At 59.7% G+C, this 19,548-nt stretch carries 16 protein-coding genes; 4 read left to right on the top strand and 12 right to left on the bottom strand.

Translation table 11 applies throughout. The features are described from left to right. Positions 1-1,815 precede the first annotated feature (1,815 nt). Positions 1,816-2,481 carry a sugar O-acetyltransferase gene (locus ACKFRY_RS02280; RefSeq protein ID WP_408923109.1) on the top strand — a complete coding sequence of 222 codons (666 nt, stop codon included), beginning with the start codon at positions 1,816-1,818 and terminating at the stop codon, positions 2,479-2,481. Continuing rightward, positions 2,482-4,749 carry an ATP-dependent RNA helicase gene (locus ACKFRY_RS02285; RefSeq protein ID WP_408923110.1) on the top strand — a complete coding sequence of 756 codons (2,268 nt, stop codon included), beginning with the start codon at positions 2,482-2,484 and terminating at the stop codon, positions 4,747-4,749. Here ACKFRY_RS02285 and ACKFRY_RS02290 read toward each other — a convergent pair whose 3' ends face one another. Further along, positions 4,750-5,520 (bottom strand): TSUP family transporter, encoded by a 771-nt coding sequence (locus ACKFRY_RS02290; protein ID WP_408923111.1) that lies wholly within the window; start codon positions 5,518-5,520, stop codon positions 4,750-4,752. A gap of 113 nt (positions 5,521-5,633) precedes the next feature. Between ACKFRY_RS02290 and ACKFRY_RS02295 the strand changes: the two genes are divergently transcribed. Continuing rightward, entirely contained in the window at positions 5,634-6,725 is a 1,092-nt protein-coding gene (locus ACKFRY_RS02295) for an AbrB family transcriptional regulator (RefSeq protein WP_408923112.1), read from the top strand. On the opposite strand, the gene ACKFRY_RS02300 is transcribed toward ACKFRY_RS02295, so the two are convergent. Then, positions 6,722-8,392 (bottom strand): DUF885 domain-containing protein, encoded by a 1,671-nt coding sequence (locus tag ACKFRY_RS02300; protein WP_408923113.1) that lies wholly within the window; start codon positions 8,390-8,392, stop codon positions 6,722-6,724. The two genes, ACKFRY_RS02295 and ACKFRY_RS02300, sit on opposite strands and share 4 nt — an antisense overlap. Before the next feature lie 69 nt (positions 8,393-8,461). Next, positions 8,462-9,031, bottom strand: a complete 570-nt coding sequence (locus ACKFRY_RS02305) for a TIGR00730 family Rossman fold protein (protein ID WP_408923114.1) — start codon at positions 9,029-9,031, stop codon at positions 8,462-8,464. A 108-nt stretch (positions 9,032-9,139) separates the two neighbouring features. On the opposite strand from ACKFRY_RS02305, the gene ACKFRY_RS02310 reads away from it, so the two are divergent. After that, entirely contained in the window at positions 9,140-10,273 is a 1,134-nt protein-coding gene (locus tag ACKFRY_RS02310; RefSeq protein WP_408923115.1) for an ROK family transcriptional regulator, read from the top strand. On the opposite strand, the gene ACKFRY_RS02315 is transcribed toward ACKFRY_RS02310, so the two are convergent. The 9 genes from ACKFRY_RS02315 to ACKFRY_RS02355 form a co-directional block, all read right to left on the bottom strand. Next, entirely contained in the window at positions 10,256-10,852 is a 597-nt protein-coding gene (locus ACKFRY_RS02315) for an HAD-IA family hydrolase (protein WP_179387232.1), read from the bottom strand. The genes ACKFRY_RS02310 and ACKFRY_RS02315 overlap by 18 nt on opposite strands. A gap of 13 nt (positions 10,853-10,865) precedes the next feature. Next, the gene (locus tag ACKFRY_RS02320) at positions 10,866-11,219 is read right to left on the bottom strand and encodes a hypothetical protein (RefSeq protein ID WP_179387231.1); all 354 of its coding nucleotides are present in this window, start codon (positions 11,217-11,219) and stop codon (positions 10,866-10,868) included. A gap of 82 nt (positions 11,220-11,301) precedes the next feature. Beyond that, on the bottom strand, positions 11,302-11,802 hold the full coding sequence (locus tag ACKFRY_RS02325) for a ferritin (RefSeq protein ID WP_005326358.1): 501 nt from the start codon (positions 11,800-11,802) through the stop codon (positions 11,302-11,304). A 284-nt stretch (positions 11,803-12,086) separates the two neighbouring features. Beyond that, positions 12,087-13,568 carry a SulP family inorganic anion transporter gene (locus ACKFRY_RS02330; protein ID WP_408923116.1) on the bottom strand — a complete coding sequence of 494 codons (1,482 nt, stop codon included), beginning with the start codon at positions 13,566-13,568 and terminating at the stop codon, positions 12,087-12,089. A gap of 21 nt (positions 13,569-13,589) precedes the next feature. After that, positions 13,590-14,102: a phosphoribosyltransferase gene (locus ACKFRY_RS02335; RefSeq protein WP_005326355.1), complete on the bottom strand. Its 513-nt coding sequence runs from the start codon at positions 14,100-14,102 to the stop codon at positions 13,590-13,592. A 73-nt stretch (positions 14,103-14,175) separates the two neighbouring features. Next, positions 14,176-15,579 carry an AMP nucleosidase gene (gene amn, locus ACKFRY_RS02340; RefSeq protein WP_408923117.1) on the bottom strand — a complete coding sequence of 468 codons (1,404 nt, stop codon included), beginning with the start codon at positions 15,577-15,579 and terminating at the stop codon, positions 14,176-14,178. Positions 15,580-15,667: 88 nt separating this feature from the next. Further along, complete coding sequence (locus ACKFRY_RS02345) at positions 15,668-16,387, bottom strand: response regulator (RefSeq protein WP_179387227.1); 720 nt, start codon at positions 16,385-16,387, stop codon at positions 15,668-15,670. Next, positions 16,380-18,974 carry an ATP-binding protein gene (locus ACKFRY_RS02350; protein WP_408923118.1) on the bottom strand — a complete coding sequence of 865 codons (2,595 nt, stop codon included), beginning with the start codon at positions 18,972-18,974 and terminating at the stop codon, positions 16,380-16,382. Before ACKFRY_RS02350 ends, ACKFRY_RS02345 begins: the two co-directional genes overlap by 8 nt. A 12-nt stretch (positions 18,975-18,986) precedes the next feature. After that, the gene (locus ACKFRY_RS02355; RefSeq protein ID WP_200436192.1) at positions 18,987-19,538 is read right to left on the bottom strand and encodes a potassium-transporting ATPase subunit C; all 552 of its coding nucleotides are present in this window, start codon (positions 19,536-19,538) and stop codon (positions 18,987-18,989) included. Between the last annotated feature and the right edge of the window lie 10 nt (positions 19,539-19,548).

The raw sequence follows: 19,548 nt of genomic DNA on the forward strand, positions 1-19,548 counted from the left end.
CACAGTCTATCAAGCTTCACCCAAGTCGATTTTCAGCATAAATGCAGACTGAGCGATTCCCTGTCGCTAACTTTATAAACGCTTACAAAAGCCTGTCATGTAACTGTCGGCCACTTACATATTCTCTCTGGACAAATCCGAATAGGAATTCGGTACCCCTTCTGGCGTGCCCCAACACGCATTGAAAGAGTTCCGCAGTACTTAAGTCTTGAAAGAGATACAGGTATACGTGATGCAGCTCTGGCAATCCGTATCTAATCCGGTCGTTCCAAACGAGCAAATCTTTCCCTAAAAGCGCTGTTCATTGGACTGCAGTGCGGTTTCATCCTCACCTCGGGCCTTGTTCAAACTTCAACGTTGCCGGCGTTGCTCAGACCTAGTGGTGATTCTCCAGATAGTTTCTCGTCCGTGCTTTTACGCCGTAGGGGATTCCGTTGCTACTGATTTGAAAGTGGTTACCAGCGGTTACATCGACTTTTCTCTCATGTGCGCCACCTGGGATCAAAACATTCCCAGATGGCGTCGCTGAGCCCAATTCCTGTATTCAGGATGAGCCTTGACAGCGCCTAGGCTCGAAGTTTCGCCGTCGCTTCGAATGCCATGGGCATCCTCGTCACAGATACCGGTTTAAATGTCACGCAGAAAGTTTCTCATCTGCTTCGTTCGTGTTCCGATCCAAGCCCGGCGTCCTGCGCTAGGTTGTGAGCCTAGGTATTTGTCTTGATTCCTAATACTAATGAGATTGTGGTGCGACCCTAGAATCCTGACGTAACTGCAGCCAGTGACCGGTTACTTAGGAGCTAGTGGAGTTTGAAGCCTTTTAAAACCCATCTATTCGAACGTCGCCATTTCCACCCCTCTAGCGTCACGCTACGTCTGAATATGAATGGCCTTATTCTTGTACACGGTTCGTGGACGTCCGGTCTGAGTATCATCATTTCAGTTGCCGTCCATCCCGGTAGAAGAGGCGTTGCCAAGCGCAACACGCTGTTCGCCCAAAACTGTACTCACGTATAGGTTCCTCCAAGCCGAATGGAAAACGGACCTGCGGGCTCCTTACTGCACATACCGGCTTGATTGTGTCCCTGCAGTGGCAACATCTCGGTATGGAACGCCTCCAAAGTTCCCAAGCAGATACACCTGCGGAAGGAAGCGTCAGCGAAAAAGTCGGTGCACACTAATGGTCTCCTGGTTCGCGCATGCGCAATGTTCGCCTTCCAGAACCTGACTGGTCTTGGTGGTGCACATTCGCCACTGACTAGATCAGGGGCATGTCGCGACTATGTTCCTCAGAGGTTGCGTTACAAAAGTCGCGGGTTTTCCCGGACATTGGATAGTTCGGACCTGTGGCAGAAGATGCAACCGCCTCTACACCTTTGCTTCACCGCCACAGTGACGAATTCGACGGTAGAACGAGGCCAGTATTTAACGATGAACGAGATGCTTTCTTCGCGTTCTGGATCATGCCCAGCGCTATAGACCTGACGCGGTGTGAAACTGTTTGCTGGTGTCTCCCAAATTCCTGGTTATAAGGCGTTTCCCGGCACTTCAATCTTTCGAGTCTTCAGACAGGTGTGCAGCAATTATTCCTTCGCAGCTAACTATCCGCTTCTACTGCCTGGCTGTGTATCACGAGATTCCCAGCTGCAGGGCGACAGCGTGGCATGCGTCTTGCGTTGCGAGGTTGATTGCCTAGATGTTCCCTCAACCAAGCAGACACCGCGATTCTTTGCCGCCTGCTCAATCTTCTCGAGCATCCTCCTCATTTCGCCACCTACTTAAACGAAACAAACCACGGGCACCTCGCCCTCTACAATGACACCCATGGATGCACAAAGGCGGCAGGACTTGGAGCGCTACGGCTCATGGGAGCGGATGACCGGTGGGCAGTGGTTCCTGCCGAGCATGCCGGAGGCGAAGGAGGAGCATCAGCGCGGCTTTCGGCTGGTCAAACAGCTCAATGAGTTGCAAAATACGGATCCGGAGCGTGCGAAGGGCATCCTGCGCGAGATTCTGCCGGAAGAATCTGCGGTGCCGGGCCTGCACGTGCCGTTGAATCTGGAGTATGGATGCAATCTGGTGTGCGGTGAGCGCGTCTTTATTAATTTTGGCGCTACGATCTTGGCCCAGGCCACGGTGACGCTGGGTGATGGCGTCATGGTGGGACCCAATTGCTCGCTGATTACGGTGGGACATCCGGTAAACGATCATGAGATGCGCGCCGGTGGGTGGGAGATAGCCAAGCCCATCACCATCGGTGATAACACCTGGTTCGGTGCCAATGTCACCGTGCTGCCGGGCATCACGATTGGAAAGAACTGCGTCGTCGGCGCGGGCACGCTTATTACCACCGATATCCCGGATAATTCTCTGGTCCTAGGATCACCCGGCCGCGTGGTGCGCAAGCTAGAAGACAATGAGGAGGCCTGGGAGCGCCAGGATCTCATCGGCCCCGTCGAGGGTTTTGGAGCCGCCAAGTAAATGTTTGATCTCGCTCGCATCGGTGCGGGCCTGCCCGTAGCCGAGACCATCGATTCGCTGCCGAGCACCGGAAACGTTGTTATTCAGGCCCCGCCCGGTACGGGTAAAACCACACTCGTGCCACCGGCGCTGGCTAATCACGCGGCAGGGCGCGGAAAAGTTATTGTCACCGCACCGCGGCGTGTGGCCGTGCGGGCGGCCGCACAGCGCTTAAGCACGCTCAGCGGCACTCCGGACAAGGTCGGCTTTGCCATCCGGGGCGAGTCCCGCAAGGGCAGCGAGGTCGAGTTCGTCACGCCGGGCGTGCTGCTGCGCCGCTTGCTGAAGGATCCGGAGCTCGAGGGAGTGGCCGCCGTTGCCATCGATGAGGTCCACGAGCGCCAGCTCGATACGGATCTGGTGCTGGGCATGTGCCTGGAACTGGCCGAGCTGCGTGAGGACTTCCGCGTCATCGCCATGTCCGCCACCGTGGATGCGCAGCGCTTTTCCCAGCTTATGGACGCACCCGTCCACGTCACCGAGGCAGTCACCCATCCGCTCGATATCCACTACGCCCCCATGCCGGGCAGGGCGGCGGGAACGAGGGAGTTTTATGGGGACGTCGCCAAGCAGGCAGCCCGCCAGCAGGAATCAACGCTGGTCTTTGTGCCCGGTGTGCGCGAGGTCAACCTCGTGTGCGATGCCTTAGCAGGCCATAATGTTTTCCCCCTGCATGGCAAACAAACCACCGCGGAGCAAGACGCCGCGCTATATACCGATGAGCGACGCATCGTCGTGGCTACCTCCATCGCGGAGTCCTCGCTTACCGTGCCGGGCGTGCGCGTGGTGATAGATGCCGGGCTCTCCCGGGTTCCCCGGCGCGATGCGCAGCGTGGCATGTCCGGGTTGGTGACGGTGTCTACCTCAAAATCGAGTGCCGATCAACGCGCTGGTCGTGCCGGCCGTGAGGCGCCCGGCACCGTCATTCGCTGCTACTCGCAGGATGATTACCAGCACTTTTCTCCGCATACCACCCCGGAGATCCTGTCCGCGGATCTGACCCAGGCCGCGTTGTTTTTGGACTGCTGGGGCGCGGGCCCGGACTTCCCATTGCTCGATCCGCCACCGGCCCAGACCCTCGCGGCCGCACAGGCGACCCTCAAGCGCATTGGTGCCACGCAAGAGCTCGCCCTCCTGCCCACCGATCCGCGCCTCGGCGCTTCTTTGCTCCGGCACGGCAGCCAGGCCGCGCCCATCATTGCCTCGCTTGGCGACGCCCCCTTAACCCCCAATCTCACCCGTCACCGCCCACCACAAAGGGAGGTCAAACGGCTTGCACGTCTCGTAGAGGATCTCGGCCCCGCCGATTCCGGAGAGGTCGTCGCCACCGCCTTTCCCGAGCAGGTGGCCAAGCGCATGGGCGAGGATTACCTGCTGGCCAGCGGCACCCGCGCCCGCCTGCTCGATAACTCGGGCTTGGCCGGAGCGCCGTGGCTTGCCATCGCGGAGGTATCCCTATCTAATGCGGGCAATGCCATCATCCGCTCGGCCGCCCGCATCGAGGAATCGGCAGCCCTGGCGGCCATCGGCGTCACCGAGGAAACCCGCGCCTTCCTGCGCGATGGCCGCGTGCGCGGCGTCAAGGTCAAGGCCGCGGGTGCCATCACTCTTTCCGAGACCCCGGTTAAAGTCACGGGCCCCGCAGCCGAGGAGGCGCTTGCCGCCGGCATCCGTGAAGAAGGCCTAGGTCTCTTTTCCTTTAGCGAGAAGGCCCAAAGATTAAAGGACCGCCTGCGCCACCTGCACTCCCACTTTGGCGAGCCGTGGCCCGATGTCGATTCCGCGGATCCCGCCGAGTGGCTCGGGCCCGAATTACACCGCATCGCCGAGGGCACTCCCGCTGCCAAGCTTGACATGTACCCCGCGCTGCAACGCCTACTTCCCTGGCCGGAAGCCACCCACCTGGACGAGCTCGCCCCCGAGCGCCTCCCGGTGCCCTCCGGCCGCGATGCCGCCATCGACTGGTCCGGCGATCGCCCCGTGGTCCACATCAAGCTGCAGGAATGCTTCGGTCTGGCCGAATCCCCCGAGTACTGCGGCCACCGCGTGCAATTCCACCTGCTCTCCCCCGCCGGCCGCCCGCTCGCGGTGACCGATGATCTCGCCAGCTTCTGGTCCGGCCCTTATGCCGGCGTGCGCGCCGATATGCGCGGGCGCTACCCCAAGCACCCGTGGCCGGAAGACCCGTGGAATGCGATTGCTACCGCGCGCACCAAAAATCGAATGTAGTTAGCCCCATTGCTGCCAGCCCAGGTAGCAGCTCATGACCACGACCAAGGTAAGTAGCGCGTAGCGGATGAATTTGGCCCCGCCACCGAGTACGGTACGTGCACCGAGGAGCGCGCCGGCGATATTGGCTACGCCGAGCACGATGCCGAGCGTCCACCACACGTGCCCGCCAATAATGAACACGATGAGCGCACCGAAGTTGGTAGCGGTATTGACCACCTTGGCCATGGCCGCAGAGGTCAAGAAGTTCTGCGCAAAGATAGAGGTGAAGGCCATGATCAAAAACATGCCGGTACCCGGCCCGAAGATGCCATCATAAAAGGAAATGATGCCGGAGAGCACCAGCACCACGACGGTCCGCCAACCACCACGGGTACCGGCCGAATCGCTGCTGCCAAAATCTGGCTTGAACGCAACAAAGATGCCCACGGCCACCATGAGCACGATGATGATGGGGCGCATGACGTCCTTATCGAGGCTCGAGGCCACGCTCGCGCCTAGGCCTGAGCACACCAGCGCGATGAGGAGGAAGCGCGCCATTTCCGCTTTATCCAGCTTCACCTTGCGCGCAAGCGTTACGGCCGCAGAACCAGTGCCGGTCACCGCGGCAAGCTTGCTGGTACCCAGGGCCGCCGCGGGCGCGAGGCCCGGCAGAACCGCAAGCAGCATCGGAATCAGGATCAATCCGCCACCGCCAATGACCGCATCGACCCACCCCGCGGCCGCGGTACCGAAGAAAAGAATCACCCACTGCGCTACATCGATTTCCATGCCCACGATCATAAATCTTGAACGATGTAAGGTGATAACCCGCCTATCGCCCTCTCCGTAGGGGAGCAGAAAGAGGCACTATACTTTTGTCGCAGCAGAACTAGGAGGCTCGCATGGCCGCACAGCAGGAAGGCACCGGGCTTAGTGCCCATACCGTGGCACGGTGGGCCATTGTCGTTCCGGCATCGGTCGTATTGGGTTGGCTGTTTAGCATGTGGCACGTACCCGCGGCCTGGATCTTGGCAGCGATCCTCTCCTCCGGCGCCATGGCGCTTTTTACTGGGGAAGATCTGCGCGTGAACCGCAGTTTTTATAGCATGTCGCGTGGTTTTATCGGCATGATGGCTGCCATCCCGCTGACCGTGGTGCCGGTGGGCCAATTGCTTGGCTTCCTGCCTGCTGCCCTGACGATCTCCTTTGTCACACTGATGGTGGGAGTTATCGGCGGCCAACTCTTACACCGCGCGCAGCCCCACGATGTCTCCTCCGAAACCGGCATTTTATCCATGCTGCCGGGTGGTGCTTCGATCATGCCCGCGCTTGCCGACGAACTCGGTGCCGACTTCCGCTACGTCGCCCTTACTCAATACCTGCGCCTATTGGTGGTTTCGGTATCGCTACCGGCCGTGGTCGCCTTATTAGACACGCCCGCCGGCGAGGGCGCGGATCTTTCGGTTGACGGCGAAACCACCTGGTGGATAGTTGCCCTAGTGATCGCCATTGCCTTCATCGGCGAAAAGGTAGGCTCGTTTCTCCACCTCCCCGCCGCCGCGGTGCTCGGGCCCTTGCTGCTGACGGTGCTGGTCTCTTTCGTGCTGCCGGAGGGCCACACGCTCGAGCCGCTCTACGTCTTTAAGGTGATGGCGTTTTTGTCCATTGGCTGGGTCTGTGGCGGCGGGCTTTCGCTGCCCGCACTCAAGGCCTTTGCCAAGCAATTGCCCGCGACAGTGCTTTTCATCGTGGCCATCATCGGCATCTGCGCGGCCACCGCCTGGCCGCTAACCAAGTGGCTGCATATCACCTACTTCGAGGCCTACCTGGCCACCAGCCCCGGCGCGCTGGAGACCGTTCTCGCGCTCTCAGCCGAGGGCGGAGCCGGGCCCGCGGTCATCGCAGTCCAGCTCACCCGACTCATCGCGGTCCTGGTCGTAGCGGGCTACCTGCCGCAGTTGCTGCGGCTGGCCCAGCGGCTGCTACGCCGCTAGTTGTCCAAGACGGCCTCGCGCAGGACGGACATCGGCACGGAGCCTAGGGCGAGGGCCTCGGAATGGAACTCGCGCGCGCTCATGCCCTGCTTTTCGGCCTCGGCGCGGGTTTCCTGCCACAGGCGCTGGCCCAAAGCATAGGACGGCGCCTGGCCCGGCCAGCCCAGGTAGCGGTTGACCTCGAAGTTGAGGTTCGCATCATCCATAGCGGTGTTCTCACGCATGAAGGTCTTCACGTGCGCCTTGTCCCACACGCCGGAGGTCGAGCAATCCGGCAGCTGCTTGCCCAGGTGCAATCCGATGTCCACGACCACGCGGGCGGCGCGCAGGCGCTGGGCATCCAACATGCCCATGCGGAAGCCCGGATCGTCCATGTAGCCCAGCTCGGCCATGAGCTGCTCGGCGTAGAGCGCCCAGCCCTCGCCGTGGCCGGAGTTCCACGTCACGGCGCGGCGCCACAGGTTGAGATCTTCTTGCACCAGCGCGGATCCGAGCTGCAGGTGGTGGCCCGGCACACCCTCGTGGTGGACGGTGGTCAGCTCCTGCCAAGTATGGAAGGTGTCCTGGCCCTCCGGCACGGACCACCACATGCGGCCCGGGCGGGAGAAATCATCGCTCGGCGGGGTGTAGAAAATGCCGCCGGTGCCGGCCGGATCGATGCAGCACTCGATCTCTTCTACTTCCTCCGGAATATCGAATTCCTTGCCGTTGAGTTCAGCAATGACGCCATCGGCGGTGGACTGCATCCACTCCACCAGCGCATCGGTGCCACGCAGGGTATAGCGGTCCTCATGGTTGAGCTTGCGCATCGCCGAGCGCACCGAACAATCGGAGCCGTAGAGCTCGTGGGCGATCTTTTCCTGCTCCGCGCGCAGGCTCCGCACCTGATCCAGGCCCCACTCATAGGCCTCATCGAGGTTAACGGCATCGCCCACAAAGAGCTTGGAAAAACGCTCGTAGCGCTCGCGGCCCACGGCGTCCTTATTAGGCGCCTGGGGCTGCAGGTCATTGGAGAGCCAATCGGAGAACTCACCAAAGGCCTCCTTGGCCTGCTGCACCTCGGCGGAGTCGGCGTCGAGGCCGAGGGACTCGAGCATCGAGTCGGCGTCGGCAAGCCGCTCGCACTGCACAATGACCTCGGAGAGCTGGCGGTGCGGTGCCACCATGCCGTGGGAGGCCGCTTCCTCCAAGGAGCTGCGGTAGCCGGCCAGGGAGGTCTTCACCTTGGACAGGCGGGAGCGAATGGCATCGCGGTCCTCGTCCGTGTCCTGCGGCATAAGCAGCAGGGTATCGCGGATGGTCTGGACCGGGGAGGCGATGTTATTCAGGCAGCGCACATCCTCGCTGTGGTGGTGCAGATCTAGTTCAAGGCAAAGGCGATCGCGCAGGACGGCCGCGGTGACATAGTCCACGTCATCAAAGTCATCCTCATCATCGGACTCATCGGTGGTGTCATCCAAGGCATCCAAGTCCGCCACCATTTCGCGGGTGCGGTCTGCGATGGCGGTAAAGTACTCGGGGGAGAAATCCTGCAATTCGCCCTCGTAGCCGTCAATGCCCCACGCGGTGGCATCGGTGGGGGAAAGCTCGGCTAGGTCGTGAACGAAGTTATCGCACGAAGCGTCCAGTAGAGAGGGCTGGCGCTTAGCGGTCTGCTCAGAACTCATAACGAGGAAGTCTATCCCTAAGTATCGCCTATAGGCCACCCAAGCGGGCCGAAGTTGCGAACTTGTTAACTAATCGTTGTCCCACTTTGTACCGGGATAGCTCCAGCTGCTGAATTTATCCAGGATATCCTGCGGTTTCTCTTCCATCACCAAGGCATCGACAAAGCGCGGCAAGATGAAGCCGGACTCGGCCATGGCGGCGTACATGGCATGGAACGGGCGCCAAAAATCCTCCGTATTAACTAGACCTACCGGGCCGCGGAGGTGGCCCAGCTGCTGCAAGGTGAGCACCTCGGTGAGCTCTTCGAGGGTGCCGACGCCACCGGGGAGACAAATATAGGCGTCAGCAAGCTGCTCCATGCGGGTCTTGCGCTCGGCCATGGAGCCGACTACTTCGAGGGTGGTCAGGCCGGGGTGGGAGATCTCCAGATCCACCAGGGACTGTGGCATCACGCCGGTGACGGTACCGCCGGCGGCCAGGCAGGCCTCTGCAACCTCGCGCATCAAGCCGATATTGCCGCCGCCGTAAACCAAGGTGAGGCCGCGTCGGGCCAGCTCCGTACCCAATTCCTGTGCCGCCTGCGTATAGGCCGGGGAGTTTCCTGTTGCTGAACCACAATAAACCGCTACTGACTGCATGCTCTCCAGCATAGGTATCTGCGCGCCCACCACCACCTTTAGACCATTCGGTACATGGTGAGTTTATGAGATTAGACAAAGCAGTCTGGAATATTTATACTTCTTTTTATGATCAAACCTGGCCCAGTGTTCACGCGGCCCCGCACGCCGGCCGCAAAGTGCCTCCATTTGGTGCGCCTGAACCCGATCATCACCCGGAGCGAGCTGGTGGAAGCCACCGGACTTTCCCAGCCCACCATCACGCGCGCTACTACTTCCCTACTCAACGCGGGCCTTATCCAGGAACGCACCGACCTCACCCAGTCCCGCGGGCGCGGCCGGCCCACAGTGCCGCTCGAGGCGGCCGATAATGACTGGGCGCTCGGCGGAATCTCCGTGGGCACCAAGCAGACCTACATCGGCCTCTATGACACCAAGGGCCGCACCTTGAGCGAGGAAGAACTAGCTACCCCGGTGGCCGCGCTCAGCGAGGATGACTTCCTCGAGCACATCATGGCCGGCATCAATCGCATGATGACGAACCTGGATCACCGCCTGGTGTCCCTTGGCGTGACTACCTCCGGCACCGTGGATGATAACGGCCTGGTCACCGCGGAAAACCTCAACTGGCACGGCGTGGACATTGCCGAGCGCCTGCGCTTCCAGTTCGGCGTGCCCGTGGTGGTCTCCTCCGCCATCCCGGCCATCCTCGGCTCCGAGACCCAGGCGGCCGAGATTGGCACCAGCGAGCGCGTTCTGGTGCTCTTCGCGGACGATTCCATCGGCTCGGCGCTCTCCGTCGAGGACGAGGTCAGCCCCATTATTCCCGTACCCCAGACGCACTCCGAACTCCTGGGCCATGGCGCGTCCGAGCACCTGCTGGCCACCCAGCACATCCTGGAGGCGGTCCGCCACGAAGGCGTGGAGGCCGCCTCGCTTGCCGACGCCGCCCACGTAGCCGACTCCCACCCCGCCGTCCGCGCCATTTTGGACGAGCGTGCCCGCCAATTGGGCACCATCACTGCGGAACTAGTCAAAGCCCACTCCCCGGCCACCGTGGTTATCGCCGGCGGCGCGTTTACCGACGACCCACATACCCCCAAACAATTTGCCGCCACCGTCCGCGCCTCCGCGGGCGATGAGTTGCAGCTGCGCATGATCCCCAGCCATAAGGAGATTGTCCGCGCGGTAGCCCGCACCGTGGCCACCGACCAGCTCCTGCGCCAACCGCTGGAGCTAGGCCGCTCACTCCAGTGTGCTTAGCACCTCACGTACCGAGTCGATGCCGCGAAAGAGATGGGCATTGAGCCCGCAGTAGCTAGCGCCCTCCACGTAGTCGATGCGGTCATCAAAAAAGTGCGTATCCTTCGGCTGCGCGGAGAGCGCATCCACGGCCACACGATAGGCTTCTGGGTGCGGCTTGGCCACGCCAATATCGCAGCTAAACGTCACCGCCGCACAATCCTCCAGCCACGGCTGCTTCTTTCGCACTTGGCCCGCCAGCGTGGTGGGGATATTGGACAAGATGCCCACGCTATAGCCTTCCCCGATAAGCCCCTTGACCAGCGCCACCATGTCCGGGTCCGCCTCCAGTAGGCCGCTGTTTTCGCACGCTACCGCCTCCGCGACGGGAACCTCCCCCAACCCGGCGCGGGCCGCTACCTCGTTCCAGTAGTGGCTATCGCTAAAGATACCGGCATCGTAGTCCGGCCGATAAAACCCGTAGGCCTCCCACATCGCCTCTGTATTTGGCGGCGCGAGGAGGCGCTCCAAGTCCGCATGGCTTTCTGGGGTGGCCGGGCGCATGAGCACGCCATACATATCAAAGAGGAGTTTGGGCATAACGGGGGCCAGTTTATGCGCGTTTAGGCGCTTGGGTCAGCACGGCCACGATCCCCACGCCCGCACCAGCGACAAAGAGAGGCAGCATCGCAGACGCCTGGTCCATGGACAGGGCGAAGATGCCGCCGATGGCTCCAATGAGCAGCATGCCGCCGAGGCTATAGAGCGAGCGCGTGACTACCCCACGCTTGCCGGCGACGCCATAAACCAGCAGTGCGAGCCCGGCGAATGGGCCGAGCATCAGCGCCGCAGTGGTCAGAAATACCCCCAAGGCCATGTGCGTGGACATGATTGCCGCTCCCACGATGAGAAAGAGCGCCAGAACTAACAGGGTTATGGCGCACAAAGCCTTGCGTTGCGTTGACATAGAAACAATCCTCCCACCGCACCGCAGTGCCATGGGAGGATTGAGCTAAATCTTGATGGGTTTGTTATTCACCCACGCGCGCTTAGGCAGCACCGCCATCGGGGCGGCCGGCCAGGCGCTCATCGATACGCAGCAGGCCAGAGCCGTCATTGCCCACCAGCTTGATCTGGTCCAGAATCTCAGAAACGGTAGCTTCTTCTTCCACCTGCTCGCTCAGGAACCAGTCAACGAGCTGGCGGGATTCCAGATCCTGTGCGTCCAGCGCCGCGCGAGCGATGGTGCGGATTTCCTCGGAGACCTTCTGCTCGTGCTCCAGGGAAGCCTGGAAAGCATCCTGCGGGTTAGCAGCCTTCACGGAACCAACCGGGATGTCAGTGAGCTCTACGCGATAACCGCGGGAGAGCAAGTGGTCCGCAATCTTCTCGGCATGCACGCGCTCTTCAGCGGCTTGGCCCATAAACCAATCGCGCATACCCGGGAAGGAGAGGTTGTCCATCTCGAAGGCCAGCTGGGTATAGACCATGGAAGCGCCGTACTCGCTAATGACCTGGTTATTCAGGAGGGTTTGCAGTTTCTCGTCCATTGTAAAAACCTTTCTGTGCAGGGAAATCAATAAGTGCTAAACACTACACTACCGAAGATTCTCCCGTGATCCAGCAAGGCCTACTTAAGTAAACTTGCACGTCATTATGCTTTTTAGATTGGATAACCTAAGTTAGCCAAGACAAAGCTAGCCATCGCGCGCAGGCAAAGTTCCCCTAAGAACGCGAGGTCATCGCGGATCCTTTGCATTTACGCCAACGCGAACTCAAGGTCAGTTCGGCGCCTACTGCTTGAGCCCTCACACCCCAGTCCATAAATGTGATGTTAGTCACCTAAGCGGCCGCTAAGGTGATTCAGGCGCTGCGCACTAGCTCCCTCCAGGCCACGAAACTCTACTTCGATGCCCCGCTCGGCATATTTCTTCTGCACCGCATCCAGCGTCGCCACCGTAGAGGCATCCCAGACCTCGGCCTCCGTCATATCTACCACTACACGCTGGGTGTCCAGCGTGTAGTCAAAGGCATAGACCAAGTCATTGGAGGAGGCGAAGAACAGCTGGCCACGCACCGCATACTCGGCATCGCCTACTTGCTCTACCTCCACCAGGTGAGCCACGCGGCGGGCAAAGCCAATGGATGCTGTCACCACACCGAGCACCACACCGACCGCCAAGTTATGCGTGGCCAGCGTGCCTACCACCGTTACCAGCATCACCAGCGTTTCTGATAGCGGCATGAGCTTAAGCGTGCGCGGGTGAACTGAATGCCAATCCACCGTAGTTGCGGCCACGATGATCATCACCGCCACCAAGGCGGCCATCGGAATGCGACCGACGGTCTCGCCAAGAAGAAGGCACAGGATAAGGAGGAAGGCGCCCGCGAGGAACGTCGACAAGCGCGTGCGCGCCTGGGATGCCTTCACGCCGATCATGGTCTGGCCAATCATGGCGCACACGCCCATGCCGCCAATGGCCGCGGCGAGGATATTGCCCACGCCCTGGCCAAAGGACTCGCGCGTCTTATCGGAGTGGGTATCCGTAATATCATCGACCAGCTTAGCCGTCAGCAGCGATTCCATCAGGCCCACCAAAGCCATGCCAAAGGCATACGGAGCAATAAGCTGCAGAGTATCCAGGTTCCACGGAATATCCGGCACGAAAAGCCCCGGCAGCGAGGTGGGCAGCTCGCCTTGGTCCGCCACATCGGGCACCTTCCACCCAGCCGCCACCGCAATGATGCTGACCACCACGATGGTAACGAGCGGGGCGGGAATCACCGTGGTCAACCGCGGTAGCCCCAGCATGATAGCCAGACCAATGGCCACCAGCACATAGACCATCCATGGCACATCGATAAGGTGCGGCAGCTGCGTAGTAAACATCATGATTCCCAACGCATTCACAAACCCCGTCATCACCGAGCGCGGGATAAAGCGCATGAGCTTGGCGACGCCCACCGCGGCCAGCACCACCTGCATGATTCCCGCCAAGAGTACCGCGGCGACCACGTAGTCATGCCCATGTTCATGCGCGAGCGGTGAGACAACGAGTGCCACCGCGCCGGCCGCCGCGGAAATCATCGCCGGCCGGCCACCGGTAAAGGCAATGGACATTGCCATCACGACGGAGGAAAACAATCCCACCCGCGGGTCCAAGCCCGCAAGGATGGAAAAGCTTAAGACCTCCGGGATCAAAGCAAGCGCCACCGCTAGCCCGCCGAATACCTCCTTGCGCAGGCGCGCAGGCGAGGAACATGCATAACGGAAACTGGCGATGACGCCGGTTGGGGCAGGCTGTTCTTTAATCACGCCTGCACATCCTAGTGGACTTTAGGAGCCTTCCTTAAAGGAGCCATCTGCAGTGATAACTGGCAGCACGGACCAGGCGAAGTTGATCCACTGATCGGTCTTCTTCCACGAAAAGTCCGGTTCAAAAATGGTCTTCGGCTTGGTGTAAATGACGGCCGAGCGCACCTCGTCTGCGGTTTCCTTAAGCAGATTTACCACCAGATCCAGGGTCTTGCCGGAGTCCGCGACGTCATCTACGACCAGTACCTTCTTGCCCTTGAGCGAATCCGTGTCCAGCTGCGGGGACAAGATGATCGGCTCTTCCAGGGTCTGTCCGATATCGGTGTAGAACTCCACGTTGATAGCGCCCATGGCCTTGACACCGATGGCATAACCGATAGCACCGGCTGGGATGAGGCCGCCGCGGGCAACACCCACGATAAGGTCAGGGAACCAACCAGATTCCACAATCTGTTCCGACAGGTTACGGCTCGCCTCGCCGAAGACCTCCCAGGTGAGGTTTTCCCGGTCCGGGTGGATCCAATTTTCAGTCACGATTGTGTGGCTCCTTTTGCGTCATGGGATTTCTTTGTAGTTTAACGAGCATTGCCTGCCAAAGAAAAGGCACCTACCGGAATGGAACCTCGCCCAAAGTCCGGCGCAGCTTGCGCGTGCGCAGGCGCTCCGGATTTTCGGCTAGATGCTCCATCGCCCGCACCGCGCACATTACGTGAGCTTCCTTCGAGTTGGAGTAGAAGGCCTGCGCCTGAGCCGGCAGCTTCGGCACCGCATGCAATGGCAGGTCAGAGACCGAAAGGAGTGTGCCATAGGGAACGCGGTAGCGATAACCGTTGGCCGCGAGGGTGCACGATTCCATATCTACGGCCACCGCGGTAGAGGTACGCAGCCACTCCCACAGATCCCGGTTAGTGCGCCACTCCCAATTGCGATCATCAGTGGAGAGCACCGTACCGGTGCGCATGAGCGAATTATCGTCGCCATATACCGCCTTCACCGCAGACTCGAGCATGCGCTGTACCTCCGGAATCGCCGGGATGGGAGAGCTCGCCGCGACCTTTTGGTCCAGGATGTGGTCATTGCGTTGATAGGCATTGCCCAAAATTAGGTCACCGATGCGCATGCGGCCGTCCATGCCAGCGCAGTGGCCGATCATGATCCATGCTTCCGGCCGCAGCACCGCCAAGCAATCCGTAATGGTCTTGGCATTCGAGGGGCCTACGCCGATATTAATCATCGTGATGCCATCACCACCGGCAGTAATCAGATCAAAGCGCGGCATCTGGTACCGAGAGGTTAAAGTCAGACCATCCACATCAAGGTCCACCGCATCGTTGGGGTGAATAGTCTCCCCATTGGGCAGCACCAAGGCGGTATAACGCGAGTCTTCCCTAGTCAGCTCGCGCAGACCAAATTTCACAAACTCGGTGGTGTGCATCGCGTAGTTAGTAAACAAAATGTACTTTTGCACCGTATCGACCTCGATGCCGGTGTAGTGCTCAATGCGTGCACACGCGATATCAAAGCGCTGGGCGCCGAAATGAAAAAGCGGCTTTTCCGCACCGTGGAAGGCATCCCATTCGCCATCAATGATTGCATCATTGACCTCATCCAGCGTCGGACGCGGAATAGGCCCGCGTTCCTGCGGGGCTTTCCTTGTGTCCTTGATGTACTCCGGTGGAATGCGCTGGTCGGATTGGCCAACAAAGATATCGCACGGATAATTCCCCGCCAAACGAGTCAGCTGCTCGTGCAGGTAGTCCCGAATGATGTGCGGCTTGGAGATTACCGCCGAGTACTTGCCGGCCTCGTTAACGTAGCCGAAGGGCTCGGAACGATCGATCGGCTGCCATTTGCGGATATCCACCGTGACCTTGGGATAAACCACATAGCGATAGTCATCAAGGTTTCCTGATTCCAAAGTCTTGCGCGCGAGCTCGCAGGAATTCTCGTAAATCTCGATCAGGCGGTTTACCGCCTCATCAACGGAGTGGACATGCTGCAGATCGGTCATAAGCGCGAGTGTAGCGGGGACTTTGCAGTGCGGCAGCGGTCCGCGCATTTCATTATCAACAACAAGGCGCAGTAAAGTCGAAGGATGCCTAAGCCTGTACTTCTGGGGAGGTAACGAAGCGGTATCCCAATCCGGGTTCAGTGAGCAGGTATTGGGGGTTAGATGGATCGGTTTCCAATTTGCGGCGCAATTGCGAGGTGTAGATGCGCAGGTAGTGGCTTTGTCCTTCGAAACCCGGGCCCCAGATTTCTGCGAGAAGGTCTTCTTTGCGCACTAAACCGCCGTGGGCACGCAGCAGCGTCGTAAGCACGCCCCACTCAGTGGGGGTCAGGTGAAGGGGCTTTCCTGCCTTGGTGATGGAGTGTCGAGGGACGTCGATAAGCACATCGCCCGCCCGCACCATCGTGGCTTCCCGCTGGGCAGATGGATGCTGGGGACTGCCATGCCGCAAAGCCACGCGCACACGGGCCAAGAGCTCTTCCATGGAAAAGGGTTTGGTCACATAATCGTCAGCACCGCGATCTAGGGCCGAGGCACTAAATAGGGGATCGGACCGGGCTGTAAGAATCAGAACTGGGATTGCTGACCACCCACGAATCCCGTCGAGGACCTCCCGCCCATCCATATCCGGCAGACCCATATCCAAAATCACCACATCGGGCTGGTGCTGGGAGACCACCTGCAGACCCTCCGCCCCGGTGCTGGCTGAATACACCTCATACCCACGCGCTTTAAAATTAATACTCAAGGTGGTGAGCAAACGCGGATCATCATCCACAATGACAATCGTGGCCTTCTTATCAGTCATGGCTTTTCTCCTCCCGCAGCGGGAAACTCAGGATAAAGGTCGCTCCTGGAGTGGCCTCTACGGTGATAGTACCGTCCATGGCCTCCACAAATCCGCGTACGACGGAGAGGCCTAAACCCACCCCGTTGTCATTGCTAGTATCTCCCAAGCGCTGAAAGGCTTGGAAAAGCTCCCGCTGCTTTTCCGGTGAAATTCCCGGCCCCTCATCGCTCACACTCAGCTCCACGCGCCCATCCCTAACCTGCGCATCAACGTTGACTGGTCCGCTCGGCGCATAGCGCAAAGCGTTATCGAAAAGGTTCGCCAGCACGCGTTCCAGCAAAACGCTATCCGCGCAACAGGTGCGGCCACGGAGTCCAGAACCAATATGAATGCGACCAAGTTGGTCCTTGCTATGTCCAAAGGCACAGGAAGCAATAGCCCGATTGGCTACCTCGTATAACTCCACAGTATCCCGGCGTGCAGTTACCGCTCCTGCACTCAAACGCGAGTGATCCAATAGGTTGGTCACGAGCAGCGTGAGTTGATCGATGCTAGCTGCGGTTTCCGCCAGCAGTATTTCTTGATCCTCTGGACTGAATTCGATTTCGGAATTCCGCAAAGAGGACACAGCCAGCTTGGCCGTTGCTAGGGGCGTGCGCAGATCGTGGCTCACGCTCGATAGCAGCGCACGACGCAATTCATCAGCGGCAGCAATGGCATCGGCACGTGCGGCTTCAGCCGAAAGCTTGTCGCGGCGCACGATGCCGGCTAAGTAACCTGCCACAACCGCCACCAAAGCACGGTCGCGGGCGGATAACGCTGGACCCTCCATCACAATCTGGACCGTAGTGTCCTCGCTGGAAACCAACGTTTCTACCTCGCGTTTATGAGTCTTAGCGGGGATATGCAGGTGTTTACTCTGCCGGGGCGAGGCCGCCGAAGCGTGCCAGGTAGAGAGTATGTCCCCGGAGGCGTCAAGAAGCACGGCCTTATGGCAGCCGAAAGTCTCTCCTACCTTGCGAAGCACTGCGTCGATGGGAGATACGTCCGCACGGCGGTTGAGGGCTGCGCGGGAAAAGACCGTCAAGAGCTCAGCATCGCGCGTGGCAATGGCCGCATTATGGTGCTCTATTTTGGTGCGCCGTACTTGTAAACCCACGGCCAGGGCAATGGCTACCATGACCACGAGGATGACAGCGTTAGCTGGCTCAGCAATATCGAACGTGTACAGGGGCTCGGTAAAGAACCAATTGACCGCCAAGCCCGAGGCAAACGCAATAATTACCGCCGGCCACAGGCCAGCGAGCATGCTCACGAGGAGGATCAGCGCAAAGTAAAAAGCAGAACACGTGCCTGTTCCCAATGCTGAGCCGTCGATGCCTTGCAACAGTGCGGTCAAGGCGATGAAAGCGACAGCCGCGCCCACCCAAGACACCGCCCGGCGCGGAAGGGAATGCAATGGTCGCAGCAGTGGTGAAAGAGGCGAGGGTTTATCAGACGGAAGATTAACAATGTGACAATCGATCTTGCCTGAATCCCGCAACACGGCCTCAGCAACGGTGCCGCGCCAGTGCAGGCCTAAGCGACGCCGTGGTGAAACCCCCAGGACCAACTGGGTGGCGTTAACGCTGCGGGCAAAATTAAGCAGCGCTTCTGGCACCGAGTCACCGGTGACCTGATGCAAACGGGCACCCACGTCCTGAGCCAAGGATTGTAATTTGGACAGTTGTTGAGCGGAACCTGCAACAGAAGATTCACCGGAAGAAAAGGAGTCCCCAAAAATTACGTGGACGACATGTAGCTCGGCTGAGGATTTGGACGCGATGCGGCGCCCGCGGCGAATGAGCAGTTCTGCGTGCGCGACGTTCTGAATGGCCACAACCACCCGTTCCCGCGCTTCCCAGGTATCAGTAATGTCTTGTTCAGAGCGGTAGGACGCGAGAGCCTCATCAACCTGGTCCGCCAACCACAACAGGGCAAGCTCCCGCAGTGCAGTCAGATTGCCCACCCGAAAATAATTATTCAACGCTGGGGCAATGCGCGCTTCTTTATAGATTTGGCCATCACTCAAGCGGGTACGCAAGAGCTGCGGGGATACATCCACCAACTCGATCTCGTTCGCCGCACGCACCACCTCGTCTGGCACCGTCTCCTGCGGGGAAATACCGGTGATCTGCTTTATTACGTCATTGAGGCTTTCAAGGTGCTGGATGTTCAGGGTAGAAATCACATCGATTCCTGCGGCTAGGATTTCCTCTACGTCTTCCCAGCGCTTAGCGTGTTCCTCACCGCGCGGATTGGAATGGGCATATTCATCGACCAGAACGGTTTCCGGCTGGCGCGAGATGATGGCTGCAGTATCGAGTTCTCCGGTAGATAGCCCGGCGGCGTAGCGCCGCGGGATGGTCTCAAGGCCATCACACAGCGCCCGAGTGAATTCGCGCCCATGATCTTCCACGATGCCAATGACCACATCGCGGCCGGCCAGCACAAGGCCGTGCGCCTCGTTGAGCATTGCACAGGTCTTACCAGACCCAGGCGCCGCGCCGAGGTAGATCTTCAAAGCGCCACGCTTGGTGCGCGCCGGAACTTTCTTGTCGTTCATATGGCACTCATCTTATGAGCAGGACGGTGGAATGGGCAGTGCTCGGTTGAGAGTAGTGACGTTGACTGCGTCTTCGCCCAGGAACCCGAGGCTGGCATGCTCTGTGTTGTCTTCGATGAGGCTTCGCACTTCTTCGGTGCTCATCCCCTGCTCTCGTGCGACACGCGGAGCCTGTAGTTCAGCGTACGCAGGGCTAATGCCAGAATCGACACCAGAGCCGGAACCGGTTACCGCATCGGTGGGCACATCTTCTGGGGCGGCGCCTTCGCGCTTGGCGATGTCCCCGCGCCGCTCCTGCACGGCTTTTTCTAGCTCGGAGCTGCTAGCGCCGTAATTGCTCATGCCTTCGGAACGGGGGAAGAAGTACGGGCCTTCGGTCTGGCCATCTTGAAGCTGGGTCGAACCAGCTAGGCACTCACCTTGGTAAATGAGGTTGCCCTCGGCGGAGTCCGGCTTGATGCGGGAGATTCCCCACACGGCAGCGGGATAGATCATTCCTAGTGCGACAACGCACAATAGTACGGCTACGAATCCAGCGGCGAGGTTACGAAAATAGACACGCATTTTTGGTCCT

The sequence above is a fragment of the Corynebacterium tuberculostearicum genome (assembly GCF_046097255.1).
GTDB classification, from domain to species: Bacteria; Actinomycetota; Actinomycetes; order Mycobacteriales; family Mycobacteriaceae; genus Corynebacterium; species Corynebacterium tuberculostearicum_J.